This window comes from Clostridium tertium (assembly GCF_017873245.1).
Taxonomy (GTDB): domain Bacteria; phylum Bacillota; class Clostridia; order Clostridiales; family Clostridiaceae; genus Clostridium; species Clostridium tertium.
Map to the genome: position 1 here is coordinate 311531 of NZ_JAGGJY010000001.1, position 15574 is coordinate 327104.

The window sequence follows — 15574 nt, forward strand, 5'->3', positions numbered from 1 at the left end:
TAATCATAATATTGACTAAAAGGTTGAGTTATTTCATTGTAGATGATAAAATATAATTGAATTTTATTAAATTTAATTATAAAAATTATGGTTATAATTATAAAGCTAAATAAAATTTACATTAGTTTCTAAATTTTAATAGTAATTAAAAAGAATATAAGTAAAGAAATACAAGTCAAAGCCCAAAAATATACATTTATTGCCTTTAAGTAACAAAATTTTTCTTGTTTAGGATATTAAAGTATTGTTAAAAAGGTACAGTATGATGTAAAATTAATATATGAAGATATATTATTATTGAATTTGAGATTAGTAAATGAATTAAGAGAAGAAACAAAGTAGAAAAATTACTAGTATATATTTTCTAAAGGAGGAATTATTTTGTTAGATTTCGAAGTAGATATGCAAGAGTTAACCAATATTAAGGTAATTGGTTGCGGAGGCGGCGGAGGAAATGCCGTTAATAGAATGATTGCTGAAGGGCTAAAAAACGTTGAGTTTATTGCCGTTAATACTGATAAACAAGCTTTAATGCTATCTCATGCTAATGTTAAAATCCAAATCGGAGAAAAGTTAACAAAGGGACTAGGAGCTGGAGCTAATCCTGAAATAGGAAAAAAGGCAGCGGAAGAAAGTAGAGAAGAAATAGCAGAAGCTATAAAGGGAGCAAACATGGTATTTATAACTGCTGGTATGGGCGGTGGAACAGGTACTGGTGCAGCCCCTGTAGTTGCAGAAATAGCTAAATCTATGAGTATATTAACTGTAGGTGTAGTTACAAAGCCATTCCCATTTGAAGGTAAAAGAAGAATGAGACATGCAGAAATGGGGATTGAAAACCTTATGAAAGCAGTTGATACTTTAGTTATAATACCAAATGAAAAATTACTAAGTATGGCAGATAAGAAAACAACTCTATTAGATTCATTTAAATTAGCGGATGAAGTATTAAGACAAGGGGTACAAGCTATATCAGATCTTATAACTATTCCAGGGGTAGTTAATGCTGACTTTGCAGACATAGAAACTGTTATGTTAAATAAAGGACTTGCTCATATGGGAGTAGGTCATGGAACTGGAGATAATAAGGCACAAGATGCTGTAAGACAAGCTATTTCATCTCCATTACTTGAAACATCAATAGATGGTGCAACAGGAGTTATTATTAACTTTACAGGTGGAGTAGATTTAGGAGCTATAGAGGTATATGAAGCAGCTGATATTGTTAGAGAAGCAGCTGATCCAGATGCAAATATAATATTCGGGGCTGTTATAGATGAAACATTATCTGATGAAATCAGAATAACAGTTATAGCTACAGGCTTTGAAGAGGATAATAATAAAATATTGAATCATGAGCCTGTATTTGAAAAGAGAGTAGTTAAAGAGCAACCGGTTAAACAGGAAGTTGAAATGCCAGAACCAACAAAAAGAGTAGATCCTCTTTTAGATATTGAAACTGATAGTGTAAATATACCAAGCTTTTTAAGATCAAGAAAATAATTAATTAAAAAGACTAGGAAAGTCATGCTTTCTTAGTCTTTTTTTATTATTAATGTAAATTAATAATAATAGTACTTCTTTGTTATTTTTTATTATAATAATCAATTAACTGTAATTATATGTAGTAAATAAGAGATTAAAATATATGTTACGAAGAGTTTTTATGACAAAATTTTGAAGAGTAACAGTTTATAATTTAAATACAAGGGGGGAGATTTGTATGGTAGTTTACATAGATATACTTATAATAGAAAACTTTATTGTAAATTTATTCTTACTGTTAATTACTATGAAGGTGTCTAGATATAAATACAATAAAACTATTTATTTTTCAGCTGCAATTGGAGCATTTTATACTATAGTATTATTCTTTGAAAATAGTATTTTAACATCTTTACCATTTAAACTTTTTGTAGTATTAATAATGATTTCAATCACAAGTAAAAGTTTTAAAATACTTAAGATTATAAAAGCTTCAATAACATTTTTAATTATGTCATTTACGTTAGCTGGATTTTGTTTTAGTTTTTCATTGATGGACAACCAATACAGTGTTTTCGATTCTTTTGAAATAAGTAATTATTCTATGAAATATTTAATAATATCAATAATGATACTATACATAGCTATAGTTAGGGTAGTAGATCACTTAAGAGAAAGAGCTGTAATTAATAATTTTATATATGAAATTGAAATATCAGATGAAAAAAATACATTATTTATTAAAGGATTATTAGATACTGGAAATGCCTTAAGGGAACCTGTTACTAATTTACCTTGCATTATAATAGAAAATGATTTTTTGAATGGATTTAATATACAAAAGCATGAAGAATTTTATATTCCTTATAGTACTATTGGAGAAGAAGGAAATTTAAAGGGATTCAAAAGTGAAAAAGTAAGAATTCGTGGAGAAGATAAAGAGTGGAGAACTATAGAAGCTATAATTTGTAGCTGTAAAAATAAATTAAGTAAAGAAAATGAATTTAATGCATTATTATCAAGAGGAGTAATATAGGTGAGAATATGATGAGTTTAAGAGTATTAATAAATAGAATTTTACAAAAATTAAAAGTTTTTAAAAATGAAGTCCATTATGTGGGAGGAAATGACGCTCTTCCACCACCTTTAAAAAAAGAGGAGGAAGAAGAACTTGTAGAGAAACTTATACATGGTGATGAATCTATAAGAGATATATTAATTGAAAGAAACTTAAGATTAGTAGTGTATATAGCAAGAAAATTTGAAAATACAGGAGTATGCGTAGAAGATTTAATTTCTGTAGGAACTATTGGATTAATAAAGGCAGTTAACACTTTTAATCCAGAGAAAAAAATAAAATTAGCTACATATGCTTCTAGATGTATAGAAAATGAAATATTAATGTATTTAAGAAGAAATAGTAAAGTAAAAGCAGAGATATCTTTTTATGAACCATTAAATATTGATTGGGATGGTAACGAGCTTTTATTATCAGATATTTTAGGAACTGAAAATGATATTGTTTATAATTTGATTGAAGATGAAGTTGATAGACAGTTATTATTCCTAGCATTAAAGCATTTAAATGATAGGGAAAAAGAAATAGTTAAGCTAAGATTTGGTTTAAACGGTACTAGAGAAAAGACTCAAAAAGAAGTTGCAGATATGCTTGGAATATCGCAATCATATATTTCAAGGTTAGAAAAGAAAATAATAAATAGATTGAAAAAAGAAATCAATAAAATGATTTAGGTTGTCTTTAGTATAAAACTAATCACTCTCGGGGATACTTTTTAATGCAGTATGTTATTACTTCCGAAGGGGTTGATGAGCTTGATTATTAATAAAGTAGAAATATGTGGAGTGAATACTTCAAAACTACCTATATTAAAAGAAAAAGAAAAAAGAGAGTTACTTTTAAAAATGAGAGACGGAGATAAAGGTGCTAGAGAAACTTTTATTAAAGGTAATTTAAGATTGGTTTTAAGTGTTATACAAAGATTTAATAATAGAGGAGAAAATGTTGATGACTTATTCCAAGTTGGATGCATAGGATTAATGAAGGCAATAGATAACTTTGATTTAGGTCAAAATGTTAAGTTTTCAACTTATGCAGTACCAATGATAATAGGGGAAATAAGGAGATATTTAAGGGACAATAATTCAATAAGAGTAAGTAGATCTCTAAGAGATATAGCTTATAAAGCTCTATTAGTAAGAGATAGATTAATAAAAGAAAATAACAAAGAACCTACAGTTTCACAAATAGCTAAAGAACTTAATTTACCTAGGGAAGAAGTAGTATTTGCGTTAGATGCTATTCAGGATCCGGTATCTCTATTTGAGCCGATATATCACGATGGTGGAGATGCCATTTATGTTATGGATCAAATAAGTGACTCAAAAAATAGTGATGAAAGTTGGCTTGAAAATATATCTATAAAAGAAGCAATGAAAAAGTTAAATGATAGGGAAAAACTTATATTAACATTAAGGTTCTTTAATGGAAGAACTCAAATGGAAGTTGCTGATGAAATTGGAATATCTCAAGCTCAAGTTTCTAGATTAGAGAAAACTGCATTAAAGCATATGAGGAAATATGTATAGAGCTCTTTTAAGAGAGCTCTTTAAAAATAATAAAATGTGTACAGGCTATTAAATTTATATTGAATAAATTAAATCTTAAAGACATAAAAATATTTATTAGTATGAAGATTATTTAAGGAGGATTTTTAATGGGGTTATTTGATAATATAAAAACTGAAAATGAAATGTATTCTGAAGTAGAAGATGACGATTTATTATTACATTCTTTAAATGCATTAAGAACTATGGAAGTAATAGATATTAAAACAGGATCAAAGATGGGATATATAAAAGATTTTGTTATTAATATAGAAGAAAGTAAGGTTATATCAATAATACTACCAGGAACAGCTAAGGGTTGGTTTAGTAAAGAAGAAGATTTAGAAATACCATGGAGTAAGGTGAAAAAAGCAGGTGTAGAAGTTATATTAGTTGATAGTGCTGATATAGAAGAATTTAATTTGTAAAATAATATCTAGTAAAATTCTAAAAAAATCTGTATAATCTATATATACTTAAGACAATAATTAGGAAAGGCGTGAATAAAATGAGATGTCCTTTTTGCTCTTTTGAAGAAAGTAAGGTAGTTGATTCCAGATCTACAGATGATAATACTACTATTAGAAGAAGAAGAGAATGTTTGAACTGTAATAAAAGATATACTACATATGAAAAGGTTGAAGATATTCCGATATTAGTTGTTAAGAGAGATTTAACAAGAGAAAATTTTAATAAGGAAAAGATAATAAATGGTCTAATTATAGCTTGTCAAAAAAGACCTATATCAAGAAAGCAAATAGAAGAGTTAGCAGAAGACATAGAAAAGGCTATTTCAAATAAGATGATAACAGAAGTTAACTCTAAAATCATTGGAGAAATGGTAATGGATAGACTTAAAAATTTAGATGAAATATCATATGTTAGATTTGCGTCTGTTTATAGACAGTTTAAGGATATAAATACTTTCTTAGAAGAAATTAAAAATTTAGTATCTAATGAATAAAAAGTTAACTTAAAATAGAATACTTCTATTTTAAGTTAACTTTTTTATGTTAAAAATAAGGTTAAAAGTAAGTTAAAACATAATCAATAAAGCAAAAAAAATAGAAAATATGTTTAATAAATGGTAAAATGTATTAAAACAAATTAAAGAGGTGACTACATGATAAACTTATCTGTAAGGGATTTTAAGTTGAAAAAAGATTTTTTAGTTTATGATTTAGGAAAAATAGAATTAGTTTTTTCAACAGCAGAAGAAGATAGAAGCTTTAATAGAAATACAGAGTATGGAATTAATAATTTGAGCAGTATAATAAAAGATTTTAATTTAAGTGATGTTATTTATTTAAATCAAATCCATAGTAATAAAATTTACACTTATAATAAGGATTATATAAATATAAAAGATGAAGAAGGAGATGCTTTAATTACAAAAGAAAAAAATATAGCAATAGGAGTATTTACAGCAGATTGTGTACCTATAATTATAGTGAATGAGAAAAGTAATATAGTAGCAACCATTCATAGCGGTTGGAGGGGAACATTTAATTCAATAGCTTCAAAGACTTTATTAAAAATGAAGAACGAATTTAATATAGATACAAATGAAACTAAGGTTTTCATAGGGCCACATATAAGAAAATGTTGTTATGAAGTTTCAGAAGAATTAAAAGAAAAATTTATAGAAAAGACAAAGATAGATGAAGATAAATTATTCGATGGAAGATATCTAAGTATGCAAGAATGTATTCTAAAAGATTTAAGAGAATTTGGAATTAATGAAAATAATATATATTCATTAAATTTATGTACACATTGTGAGGAAAATGTAAAGTTATATTCATATAGAAAATCAGTAGGTACTTACGGAAGACTATTTTCATTTGCATTTATAAAATAGGGGGGATATTAATGGCAGAAGAAAAAATACTAGTAGTTGATGATGAGGATCATATAGTAGAACTTATAAGTTATAATTTAATAAATTCAGGCTATAAAGTTATAACTGCTAATAACGGAATAGATGCTGTTAAATTAGCAAAAGAAGAAAATCCAAGGCTTATGTTATTAGACTTAATGATTCCTGGATTAGATGGTTATGATGTTTGTAAAGCTATAAGAAGCGATAATGATACTAAAGATATATCAGTTATAATGTTAACAGCAAAAGGAGAAGAACTAGATAAAATATTAGGCCTTGAACTTGGAGCTGATGATTATATGACAAAACCATTTTCAATAAGAGAATTATTAGCAAGAATAAAAGCAGTTTTAAGAAGAACAAAGTCATTAGGGGGAAGCGAGGAAATATTTAAGACAAATGGAATCCTAATAAATTTTGAAAGGAGAGAAGTGCTTATATCTGATAAAAAAATAGATTTAACATTAAAGGAATTTGAATTGTTAGAAATATTAGTTAAAAATAGAGGGAAAATATTAACTAGAGAAACTCTTCTAGATAAAATATGGGGATATGAATATGTTGGAGAAACAAGAACTGTAGATGTTCATATTAGATATTTAAGAAAAAAGATAGAAGTAGATGATAAAAATCCAAAATTTATAGAAACTATAAGAGGAGTAGGATATAGGTTTAATCCTAATAACTAAATTATGAAGAAGAGAATATTAGCATCGTCATTAATAACTGTAATTTTTGCATTACTAATTGTAACATGCTCCTTTATAGCATTAGTTAATATTAAAGAAATAGATAAAACTAAAGAAATTCTATCTGTTTATAATAATTTAGTAATAAAATCAAATAGCTTTAAAGATGGTAATTTAGATGATTTTAAAATAAGTAATGCAAAAGTAAGGTTTACTTTTGTAGATAGAGATGGAAATGTATTAAAAGATACTAGTAATGAAAATCTTGAAAATCATTTAAATAGGGATGAAATAGTTGAAGCTTTAAAAAATGGAGAGGCTTCTTCAACTAGATATAGCGAGACTCAAGCTACAAATGTGATTTACTATGCAACTAAGATAGATGATAATACATTAGTAAGATCTTCTGTACCTTTGTATACAATAAAGGTATTTTCTGAAAGTTATATTAAATATTATTTTATAGTTATAGTATTTGTAATTCTATTATCCTTAGGGCTTTCTTTAAAACTAATTAGAGCTATAATTTATCCTGTTAAGGAACTTGAAATTGCTACTAATAAAATTGCAAATGGTGACTATAGTAGAAGAGTAAGTATATATACAAATGATGAAATTGGTTCATTAGCAAATACTTTTAATAATATGGCAGATCAGTTGCAATCTAGAATTAGTGATTCATTAGATAAACAAAATAAGTTAGAAGCTATATTAGAAAGTATGGAAAGTGGAGTAATTGCAGTAGATAATAAGCAAAAGGTAATGCTTATTAATCCATATGCTAAAAATTTGTTTGGAATAAAAGAAGATATTATAGGAGAAAATATTTCAGAGTATATAATTGATTATGATATATTAAGCTTTATGAGGAATATTCCAGCAATAGAAATGAAGGAAATAAAACTTATTCATCCAATATTGAGAGAACTTAGAATTAAGAAAGCCCCTATAATAAATGATAAAAAAATACCAATAGGTGTAGTGATTACTGTTTTAGATATAACAGATATAAAAAGACTTGAAAATATAAGAAGTCAGTTTGTTGCAAATGTATCACATGAATTAAAAACACCTTTAACATCAATAAAAGGTTTTGCAGAAACACTTAAATTTGTAGAAGATTTACCTACTAGAAATAAATTTTTGGATATAATTGATAAAGAAGCAGAGAGATTAACAAATTTAATAAATGATATATTAATTCTTTCTAATATCGAAAATAACTATAAAATGAAAGAGGAAGAATTTAATCCAGCGAAGGTAATAGAAGATGTTATAAATATGGTTACTCCACAGATGAATAGTAAACAAATAGAAATAAATTTTTCAAGTAATGGTACAAATGAATTAAATGGAGATAGAGATAAGTTCTTTCAAATGATATTGAATTTAGTTGAAAATGCTATAAAATACTCAAATGATAAAACTTTAATAAGTATTAGAACTTATGATATTAATGATTATACTTATATAGAAGTGGAGGATAATGGGATTGGGATACCTAAAGAAGACTTACCAAGAATATTTGAAAGATTTTATAGGGTTGATAAATCAAGAGCTAAGGGTGGTACTGGATTAGGATTAGCCATAGTAAAACATATAGCAAGAATGTTCAACGGAGAAATTTTTGTTAAGTCAACTTTAAATAAAGGAACTAAATTCACTATAAAGCTAAGAAAAAATATAAAAATAGATGATTTTATTTATTAAGAAGAAAAGGCTTTGCAAGCCTTTTCTTTTTTTGCGTATAGGTGCGTAGTACTGTTAATTTTTTTTAACAATCTCATAACTTTTTTTAACTTTGAACTAATATTTACTTAACTTTTAGGGATTAATATAAGTATGTAGAGAAAATTAATAAATATAGATGATTAAATTAAATTATTAATTGGAGGAGAATTTTATGAAAAGAAAGAGCTTAAAACTTATATGTACAGCTTTATTAGTTACAGTGGTAGGAGGTGCTTTTGTTGGTTGTGGTAATGACAAAGCAAGCGATGAAAGTACTGGAGAAAAATCTACAACAATATCAATTTCTGGATCAACATCAGTTGGACCATTAATGGAGAAAATTGCAGAAAAGTATGAAAGCGATAATAGTAATGTTTCAATAGAAATAAATCAAGTAGGATCTTCAGCAGGAATAAAAGATGCTATAAATGGGGTATCTGAAATAGGAATGTCTTCAAGAGAACTAAAGACTGAAGAAGAAAAGGAAGTTAAGCCAACAGTTATAGCATATGATGGTATAGCAATAATAACTAATAAAAATAATCAAATTAAAAATATAACATTAGAACAAATAAAGGGAATATACACAGGAAAGATAACTAATTGGAAAGAAATTGAGGGCGGAAAAGATGCACCTATAGTTGTTGCTTCAAGAGAAGAAGGCTCAGGAACAAGAGATGCTTTCCAAGAAATAGTTGGATATAAATCAGAAGAATTAAAAACTGACGCAATGATTTCTAATGGCAATGGTGGGTTAAAAGAAACAGTTATAGGAAATGAAAATGCAATAGGTTTTGTATCTTTTGAATACTTAGATGATAAAGTAAATATTGTGAATGTTGAAAATGTAGAACCAAAAGCTGATTTAGTAAAATCAGGAGAATATAAGATTTCAAGACCATTCTTATTGGCAACTAAGGAAGGAAACTTAAGTGGAAATGGTCAAAAATTAATTGATTTTATCTTAAGTGATGAAGGTCAAACAATAGTCAAAGAAAATAAATTAATTCCAGTTAAATAACTTTGAGTTATTAAGAATGCTCATTATTGGGCATTCTTACTTTCATAGGAGAGGGTAAGCATGTTAAATGTAAAAAAAAACAACGATAGTAAATACTTAATAGAAAATATATCAAAATGCGTATTTTTAGCAAGTGCTCTAATTGCAGTAATAAGTTTATTGTTAATTATATGTTTTGTATTCTACAAAGGGCTAACTCCTTTTATTAGCAAAGGATACTCTTTTAAAGATTTCTTATTTGGGACAAAATGGATTCCATCTTCAGATAAATTTGGAATATTGCCGATGGTACTAGCATCTATATTTGGTACTATGGGATCTTTAATAATAGGAGTACCGATTGGAATACTTACAGCTATCTTTATAGCGGAAATTGCTCCCAAAAGGATTGGAAAAATAATATCAGGAGCTGTTGAGCTTTTAGCTGGAATTCCATCAGTTTTATATGGGGTGTTTGGATTGGCAGTAATAGTACCATGGATTATGGATACATTCAATTTACCAAAAGGGCAAAGTCTTTTAGCAATTATAATAGTTTTATCAGTTATGATGCTGCCAACAATAGTAACAGTTTCAGAAACTGCAATTAGAGCAGTTCCTAAATCATATAAGGAAGGTTCACTAGCACTTGGTGCTTCACATATAGAAACAACTTTTAAGGTTGTTGTACCTGCTGCAAAATCAGGTATTTTAGCTGCTGTTGTCCTTGGAATAGGTAGGGCAATTGGAGAAACTATGGCAATAATATTAGTAGCAGGAAACTCAGCTATAATTCCAAGTTCAATAATGGACTCTGTAAGACCTTTAACTACTAATATTGCATTAGAAATGGGTTATGCATTTGGAACTCATCAAGAAATGCTATTTGCAACGGGAATTATATTATTCTTATTTATATTATTATTAAACTTAGTATTAAGTAAACTTTCTAATAAGGAAGGTAAATAGATATGAGAAAATTTAAAGAAAATTTATTGAAAGCATTAGTATGGATTTCTGCTGGACTTACAGTTGGAGTATTAGTATTCATATTAGGATTTATATTTTTAAAAGGCTATAAGCATATAAGTATAGATTTTCTGACTGAAAATTATTCGGCATCAGGTAATGGTGGTATTTTGCCTATGATAGTAGCAACTTTATATACAGTTTTTATATCTATAATAGTAGCAACACCAATAGGAATACTTGCAGCTATTTATTTAACAGAATATGCAAAGCAAGGAAAAATAGTAAAGATAATAAGATTTGCAACGGAAAGTTTATCAGGAATTCCATCAATAGTATATGGACTATTTGGATCAATATTTTTTGTTGTAACTTTAAAACTAGGATATTCATTATTAGCTGGATCATTAACAGTGGCAATAATTATATTGCCAGTAATAATAAGAACAACAGAAGAAGCTTTAAAATCAGTTCCGCCATCATATAAGGAAGCATCATTAGGACTAGGAGCAACAAGGTTCCAAACTCTTTATAAGGTTATAGTGCCTAGTGCTATTCCGGGGATTTTAGTTGGAGTAATATTATCAGTTGGACGTGTAGTTGGAGAATCAGCTGCAATACTTTTAACTGCTGGTACTGTTGCTAAAATGCCTAAGGGAATACTGTCTAGTGCAAGAACGCTAACAGTTCAATCATATTTAGTAACTCAGGAAGCTGGAAATATAGAGCAAGCTACTGCTGTTGGTATAGTGTTAATAGGGATAATATTAGCTTTAAATATTATAGCAAAGTTAATAACGAAGAAATTTAGTAAGGCAAATTACTAATAAGAATAAAAGCTAAGAGGTGTAAGTATGTCAAAGGAATTAATGCCTAAAATTAAAGTAAGAAATTTGAATTTATATTATGGTGATAATCAAGCATTAAAAAACATAAACATAGATTTAGAAGAAAACAAAGTAACAGCATTTATAGGACCTTCTGGATGTGGGAAATCAACATTTTTAAGAACATTAAATAGAATGAATGATTTAATAGATAATGTTAAAATAGATGGTGAAATACTAGTTGATGGAGAAGATATTTATAAAAGTAAAGATGTCATAGCGTTAAGAACAAAGGTAGGAATGGTTTTCCAAAAACCAAATCCTTTCCCTATGTCAATTTATGATAATATAGCATATGGCCCCAGGTTACATGGAGTAAAAGATAAAAAAACTTTAGATGAAATAGTTGAGAAAAGTTTAAAAGGCGCAGCGCTTTGGGATGAAGTAAAAGATAGACTCAAAAAAAGTGCTTTAGGTTTATCAGGAGGACAGCAACAAAGGCTTTGTATTGCTAGAACTATAGCAGTTTCACCAGAAATTATATTAATGGATGAGCCAACTTCTGCATTAGATCCTATTTCAACTAATAAAATGGAAGAATTGATGGAGGAATTAAAGAAGAAGTATACAGTAATTATAGTAACTCATAACATGCAACAAGCAGGAAGAATTGCTGATAAAACTGCATTTTTCTTAAATGGTGAAATAATAGAATATGCTGATACAGAGGATATATTCTATAAACCTAAGGATAAAAGGACAGAAGATTATATTACAGGAAGATTCGGCTAAAAATATATAAGAGGTGATTTGAAATGATGAGAGAAGTAATGAGTAACAAGATAAAATTGTTAAACTCAGAGCTTATAGAAATGGCTAGCTTGGTAGAAAAACAAATATATGACAGTATGACTGCACTCAAAGATCAAGATTTAGACTTAGCAAAGAAGGTTATGAAAAATGATGATAAGGTTGATGATCTTCAAAAAGAAATAGAAGAAAAATGCGTAAAATTTATGGCTACTGAATCACCAGTTGCAAGAGATTTAAGAAGTATATATACTACATCTAAAATAGTAACTGACCTTGAAAGAATGGCTGATTATGCAGTAGATATCTGTAAGATAGTTCCAAGAGTTAAAGGAGTAAATTTTTCAAATGAAATAGCACCAATTTGGCAAATAGTTGATATAATTATAAGCATGATAAAACTTGCAATTGAAGCCTATGTAAAGGGAGACGAAAAAGCTGCATATGAAATTTGTGATATGGATGATAGAGTAGATGAAATTTATCAAGGAATGTTTGAAATTGTATTAAAGAAAATGGGAAAAGATGAATCCATGATAAATCAAGGCACACAAATATTATTTGCATCTAAGTATTTAGAGAGAATTGGTGATCATGTAACTAATATATGTGAATGGATAATATTCTCTAAGAAAGGCAATTATGTTGATTTAAATGAATAGATAAAGAAAAACATCCCCTATAATGGGGATGTTTTCTGTTGACTTGAATTTATTATTAATGTAATATAACATCAAGTGATTATTATACTTAGGTGGAGTATGCTTAAGAGGAATGAAGCTCTCCATTTTAGGAATAAATTAACTAGTTATGGGTATTTAGGTTGATTTTTAATAAATATAATGTTAATTTAGATAAACTATAAGATAATTAAAAGACAATATTTTAAGATATTGAGGTGAAATATGAAAAATATAATTAAAAAAGTAGACCTTGGAAGTATTGCAGAAGAGGTTGGAATAGAAGTTAATGACGTATTATTATCAATTAATGGTACTCCTATAGATGATATTATAGATTATAAATTTTTAGCTGCGGACGAAGAAGTACTACTAGAAATTGAAAAACCTGATGGTGAAGTCTGGGAATATGAAATCGAAAAGGAATACGGAGAAAATTTAGGCCTTGAATTTGAAGGCGGAATAATGGATAAAGCTAAAAGTTGCTCTAACAAATGTATGTTTTGTTTTATAGATCAACTTCCTAAGGGAATGAGAAATTCTTTATATTTTAAAGATGATGATTCAAGATTATCATTTTTACAAGGTAACTTTGTTACTTTAACAAATATGAAAGATGAAGATATAGATAGGATAATAAGATATAAAATAAGTCCTATAAATATTTCAGTACATACAACAAATCCAGAGCTTAGAGTAAAGATGTTGAAAAACAGATTTGCAGGAGCTATAATGGATAGACTTAAAAAGCTTAGAGATGCAGAAATTGAAATGCATGCACAAATAGTGTGTATTCCAAATGTAAATAATGGCGAAGAATTAAGAAAAACTGTTCTTGATTTATATGAATTACATCCATTTGTGAAAAACGTAGCTGTTGTACCAATAGGAGTTACTAAGTTTAGAGAAAACCTACCTTATGTAGATACATTCACAAAAGAAACATCAAAAAATGAAATAATGATGATTCAAGATCTTCAAAAAAGATTTATTGAAGAAACAGGAGCACCATTTGTTAGATTATCAGATGAGTTTTATATAGTAGCTGGCTTAGATGTTCCAAATGAAGAGTTTTATTCAGAGTATGAGCAGCTAGAAGATGGTGTAGGAATGATAAGATACTATAGAGAAGTAGTACAAAGATCTATAGAATTTTTAGATGAAAATTCAAAAGGAAGTTTTTCAATGGTAACTGGTGAGTTAGCTTACGACGAAATAAAAAGATCTGCAGAGCTTATAATGAAACATAATCCTAATATTCAAATAGATGTATATAAGATTACTAATAACTTCTTTGGTAATACTATAACGGTAGCAGGGCTTTTAACAGGAACTGATATAATAGATCAATTAAAAGGAAAGATAAAAACAGATTATTTAATTATGCCAAGTAATATGTTTAGAAAAGGATATGAGCTTGCACCTGCAGACATGATTATGTTAGATGATTTAAGAAGTGAGGATGTAGAAAAAGCGTTAGGCGTTAAGGTGATAGTTTGTGATTATACAGGAGATGACCTTATTGACATAATAAATGCAAATTGTGAGGAGGAAAAATAATGGCTAAACCAATAGTTGCAATAGTTGGAAGACCAAATGTAGGTAAATCTACTCTATTTAATAAATTAGCTGGGCAAAGAATATCTATAGTTCAAGATACACCAGGGGTAACTAGAGATAGAGTATATGCTCAAGCTGAATGGCTTAACTATAATTTTACAATGATAGATACTGGTGGTATAGAACCAGAAAGAGAAGATATAATAGTTAAACAAATGAGAAGGCAAGCTAATATAGCTATAGAAACTGCCGATGTAATAATATTTGTTGTTGATGGTAAGGAAGGTCTAACTCCTGCCGATCATGAAGTAGCAAATATGCTTAGAAAAAGTAAAAAAGAAGTTGTTTTAGTAGTAAACAAAGTAGATTCTTTAAAAGAAGAAGAAAATGCATGGGAATTTTATAACTTAGGTATTGGAGACCCAGTAACTATTTCAGCTTCTCAAGCATTAGGTCTTGGAGATATGCTAGATAGAGTTGTTGAAAACTTTGATAAATTCAATGAAGAAGATGAAGAAGATGAATTTATAAGAATAGCTATGATAGGAAAACCTAATGTAGGAAAATCATCTTTAATAAATAGATTACTTGGAGAAGAAAGATTAATAGTTTCTGATATTCCTGGTACAACAAGAGATTCTATAGATAGTGCGTTAGAAACTGAACAAGGAAAGTTTATCCTAGTTGATACAGCTGGCCTTAGAAGAAAGAGCAAAGTTAAAGAAGAAATAGAAAGATATTCAGTAATTAGAACATATGCAGCTATTGAAAGAGCTGATGTATGTATTTTAATGATAGATGCCACTGAAGGTGTTACTGAACAAGATGAAAAAATAATAGGTTATGCGCATGAAATGAATAAAGCTATTATGGTTATAGTAAATAAGTGGGATTTAATCGAAAAAGATGATAAAACAATGCAAAGATATAAAGAAGAACTACAAATGAATCTTAAGTTCTTAAAGTATGCAAAATACTTATTTATATCAGCTAAGACAGGACAAAGAACACATAAGGTTCTAGAAACAGCTAAGGAATGCTATGATAATTACTCTAAGAGAATTCCTACAGGAATACTAAATGAAGTTATAAACAAAGCAGTTCTTATGAAGGAACCTCCAATAGTAGGACTTAAGAGAATGAAAATATACTATGCAACTCAAGTTGCAGCAAAGCCACCAAAGTTTATATTCTTCGTTAATGATTCAAGTGCATCTCATTTTTCGTATCAAAGATATCTTGAAAATCAATTAAGAGAAAGCTTTGACTTCAGTGGAACAGGTATTCAAATAGAATATAGGGAAAGGAAGGAATAA

16 protein-coding genes are annotated in these 15574 nt (G+C 28.1%); all 16 read left to right on the forward strand.

Annotated elements, in window-relative coordinates:
• The first annotated feature begins 381 nt into the window (after positions 1-381).
• The 16 genes from ftsZ (at position 382) to der (ending at position 15574) form a co-directional block, all read left to right on the forward strand.
• Positions 382-1503 (forward strand): cell division protein FtsZ, encoded by a 1122-nt coding sequence (gene ftsZ, locus J2Z25_RS01525; protein WP_209737824.1) that lies wholly within the window; start codon positions 382-384, stop codon positions 1501-1503.
• 220 nt (positions 1504-1723) lie between these two features.
• On the forward strand, positions 1724-2521 hold the full coding sequence (gene spoIIGA / locus J2Z25_RS01530) for a sigma-E processing peptidase SpoIIGA (protein WP_209737826.1): 798 nt from the start codon (positions 1724-1726) through the stop codon (positions 2519-2521).
• Positions 2522-2529: 8 nt separating this feature from the next.
• Positions 2530-3237 (forward strand): RNA polymerase sporulation sigma factor SigE, encoded by a 708-nt coding sequence (sigE, locus tag J2Z25_RS01535; protein WP_008678294.1) that lies wholly within the window; start codon positions 2530-2532, stop codon positions 3235-3237.
• Positions 3238-3318: 81 nt separating this feature from the next.
• Positions 3319-4092 (forward strand): RNA polymerase sporulation sigma factor SigG, encoded by a 774-nt coding sequence (gene sigG / locus J2Z25_RS01540; RefSeq protein ID WP_035285139.1) that lies wholly within the window; start codon positions 3319-3321, stop codon positions 4090-4092.
• Between the two features lie 128 nt (positions 4093-4220).
• Entirely contained in the window at positions 4221-4538 is a 318-nt protein-coding gene (locus J2Z25_RS01545) for a YlmC/YmxH family sporulation protein (protein WP_008678296.1), read from the forward strand.
• Positions 4539-4618: 80 nt separating this feature from the next.
• Positions 4619-5074 (forward strand): transcriptional regulator NrdR, encoded by a 456-nt coding sequence (gene nrdR, locus J2Z25_RS01550; protein WP_008678297.1) that lies wholly within the window; start codon positions 4619-4621, stop codon positions 5072-5074.
• A 159-nt stretch (positions 5075-5233) separates the two neighbouring features.
• Positions 5234-5971, forward strand: a complete 738-nt coding sequence (pgeF, locus tag J2Z25_RS01555) for a peptidoglycan editing factor PgeF (protein WP_209737838.1) — start codon at positions 5234-5236, stop codon at positions 5969-5971.
• 11 nt (positions 5972-5982) lie between these two features.
• Complete coding sequence (locus tag J2Z25_RS01560; protein WP_008678299.1) at positions 5983-6681, forward strand: winged helix-turn-helix domain-containing protein; 699 nt, start codon at positions 5983-5985, stop codon at positions 6679-6681.
• Between the two features lie 3 nt (positions 6682-6684).
• Complete coding sequence (locus J2Z25_RS01565; RefSeq protein WP_209737840.1) at positions 6685-8391, forward strand: HAMP domain-containing sensor histidine kinase; 1707 nt, start codon at positions 6685-6687, stop codon at positions 8389-8391.
• Positions 8392-8584: 193 nt separating this feature from the next.
• Positions 8585-9433: a phosphate ABC transporter substrate-binding protein gene (locus tag J2Z25_RS01570; RefSeq protein WP_209737842.1), complete on the forward strand. Its 849-nt coding sequence runs from the start codon at positions 8585-8587 to the stop codon at positions 9431-9433.
• A gap of 60 nt (positions 9434-9493) precedes the next feature.
• Positions 9494-10381: a phosphate ABC transporter permease subunit PstC gene (gene pstC, locus J2Z25_RS01575; protein WP_097032729.1), complete on the forward strand. Its 888-nt coding sequence runs from the start codon at positions 9494-9496 to the stop codon at positions 10379-10381.
• Positions 10382-10383: 2 nt separating this feature from the next.
• Entirely contained in the window at positions 10384-11208 is an 825-nt protein-coding gene (pstA, locus tag J2Z25_RS01580) for a phosphate ABC transporter permease PstA (protein WP_035285143.1), read from the forward strand.
• Positions 11209-11250: 42 nt separating this feature from the next.
• Positions 11251-12000 (forward strand): phosphate ABC transporter ATP-binding protein PstB, encoded by a 750-nt coding sequence (pstB, locus tag J2Z25_RS01585; RefSeq protein WP_035285730.1) that lies wholly within the window; start codon positions 11251-11253, stop codon positions 11998-12000.
• A 23-nt stretch (positions 12001-12023) separates the two neighbouring features.
• On the forward strand, positions 12024-12680 hold the full coding sequence (gene phoU, locus J2Z25_RS01590; protein WP_008678303.1) for a phosphate signaling complex protein PhoU: 657 nt from the start codon (positions 12024-12026) through the stop codon (positions 12678-12680).
• A gap of 243 nt (positions 12681-12923) precedes the next feature.
• The gene (locus tag J2Z25_RS01595; RefSeq protein WP_209737844.1) at positions 12924-14258 is read left to right on the forward strand and encodes a DUF512 domain-containing protein; all 1335 of its coding nucleotides are present in this window, start codon (positions 12924-12926) and stop codon (positions 14256-14258) included.
• Positions 14258-15574 carry a ribosome biogenesis GTPase Der gene (der, locus tag J2Z25_RS01600; RefSeq protein WP_008678305.1) on the forward strand — a complete coding sequence of 439 codons (1317 nt, stop codon included), beginning with the start codon at positions 14258-14260 and terminating at the stop codon, positions 15572-15574. Before J2Z25_RS01595 ends, der begins: the two co-directional genes overlap by 1 nt.

Excerpts from the sequence above, each read along its gene's own strand:
- J2Z25_RS01545 (WP_008678296.1), top strand. The coding sequence starts at position 4,221 with ATGGGGTTATTTGATAATATAAAAACTGAAAATGAAATGTATTCTGAA.
- pgeF (WP_209737838.1), top strand. The coding sequence starts at position 5,234 with ATGATAAACTTATCTGTAAGGGATTTTAAGTTGAAAAAAGATTTTTTA.
- sigE (WP_008678294.1), top strand. The coding sequence starts at position 2,530 with ATGATGAGTTTAAGAGTATTAATAAATAGAATTTTACAAAAATTAAAA.
- pstB (WP_035285730.1), top strand. The coding sequence starts at position 11,251 with ATGCCTAAAATTAAAGTAAGAAATTTGAATTTATATTATGGTGATAAT.
- J2Z25_RS01595 (WP_209737844.1), top strand. The coding sequence starts at position 12,924 with ATGAAAAATATAATTAAAAAAGTAGACCTTGGAAGTATTGCAGAAGAG.
- spoIIGA (WP_209737826.1), top strand. The coding sequence starts at position 1,724 with ATGGTAGTTTACATAGATATACTTATAATAGAAAACTTTATTGTAAAT.
- nrdR (WP_008678297.1), top strand. The coding sequence starts at position 4,619 with ATGAGATGTCCTTTTTGCTCTTTTGAAGAAAGTAAGGTAGTTGATTCC.
- pstA (WP_035285143.1), top strand. The coding sequence starts at position 10,384 with ATGAGAAAATTTAAAGAAAATTTATTGAAAGCATTAGTATGGATTTCT.
- J2Z25_RS01570 (WP_209737842.1), top strand. The coding sequence starts at position 8,585 with ATGAAAAGAAAGAGCTTAAAACTTATATGTACAGCTTTATTAGTTACA.
- J2Z25_RS01560 (WP_008678299.1), top strand. The coding sequence starts at position 5,983 with ATGGCAGAAGAAAAAATACTAGTAGTTGATGATGAGGATCATATAGTA.
- pstC (WP_097032729.1), top strand. The coding sequence starts at position 9,494 with ATGTTAAATGTAAAAAAAAACAACGATAGTAAATACTTAATAGAAAAT.
- der (WP_008678305.1), top strand. The coding sequence starts at position 14,258 with ATGGCTAAACCAATAGTTGCAATAGTTGGAAGACCAAATGTAGGTAAA.
- J2Z25_RS01565 (WP_209737840.1), top strand. The coding sequence starts at position 6,685 with ATGAAGAAGAGAATATTAGCATCGTCATTAATAACTGTAATTTTTGCA.
- phoU (WP_008678303.1), top strand. The coding sequence starts at position 12,024 with ATGATGAGAGAAGTAATGAGTAACAAGATAAAATTGTTAAACTCAGAG.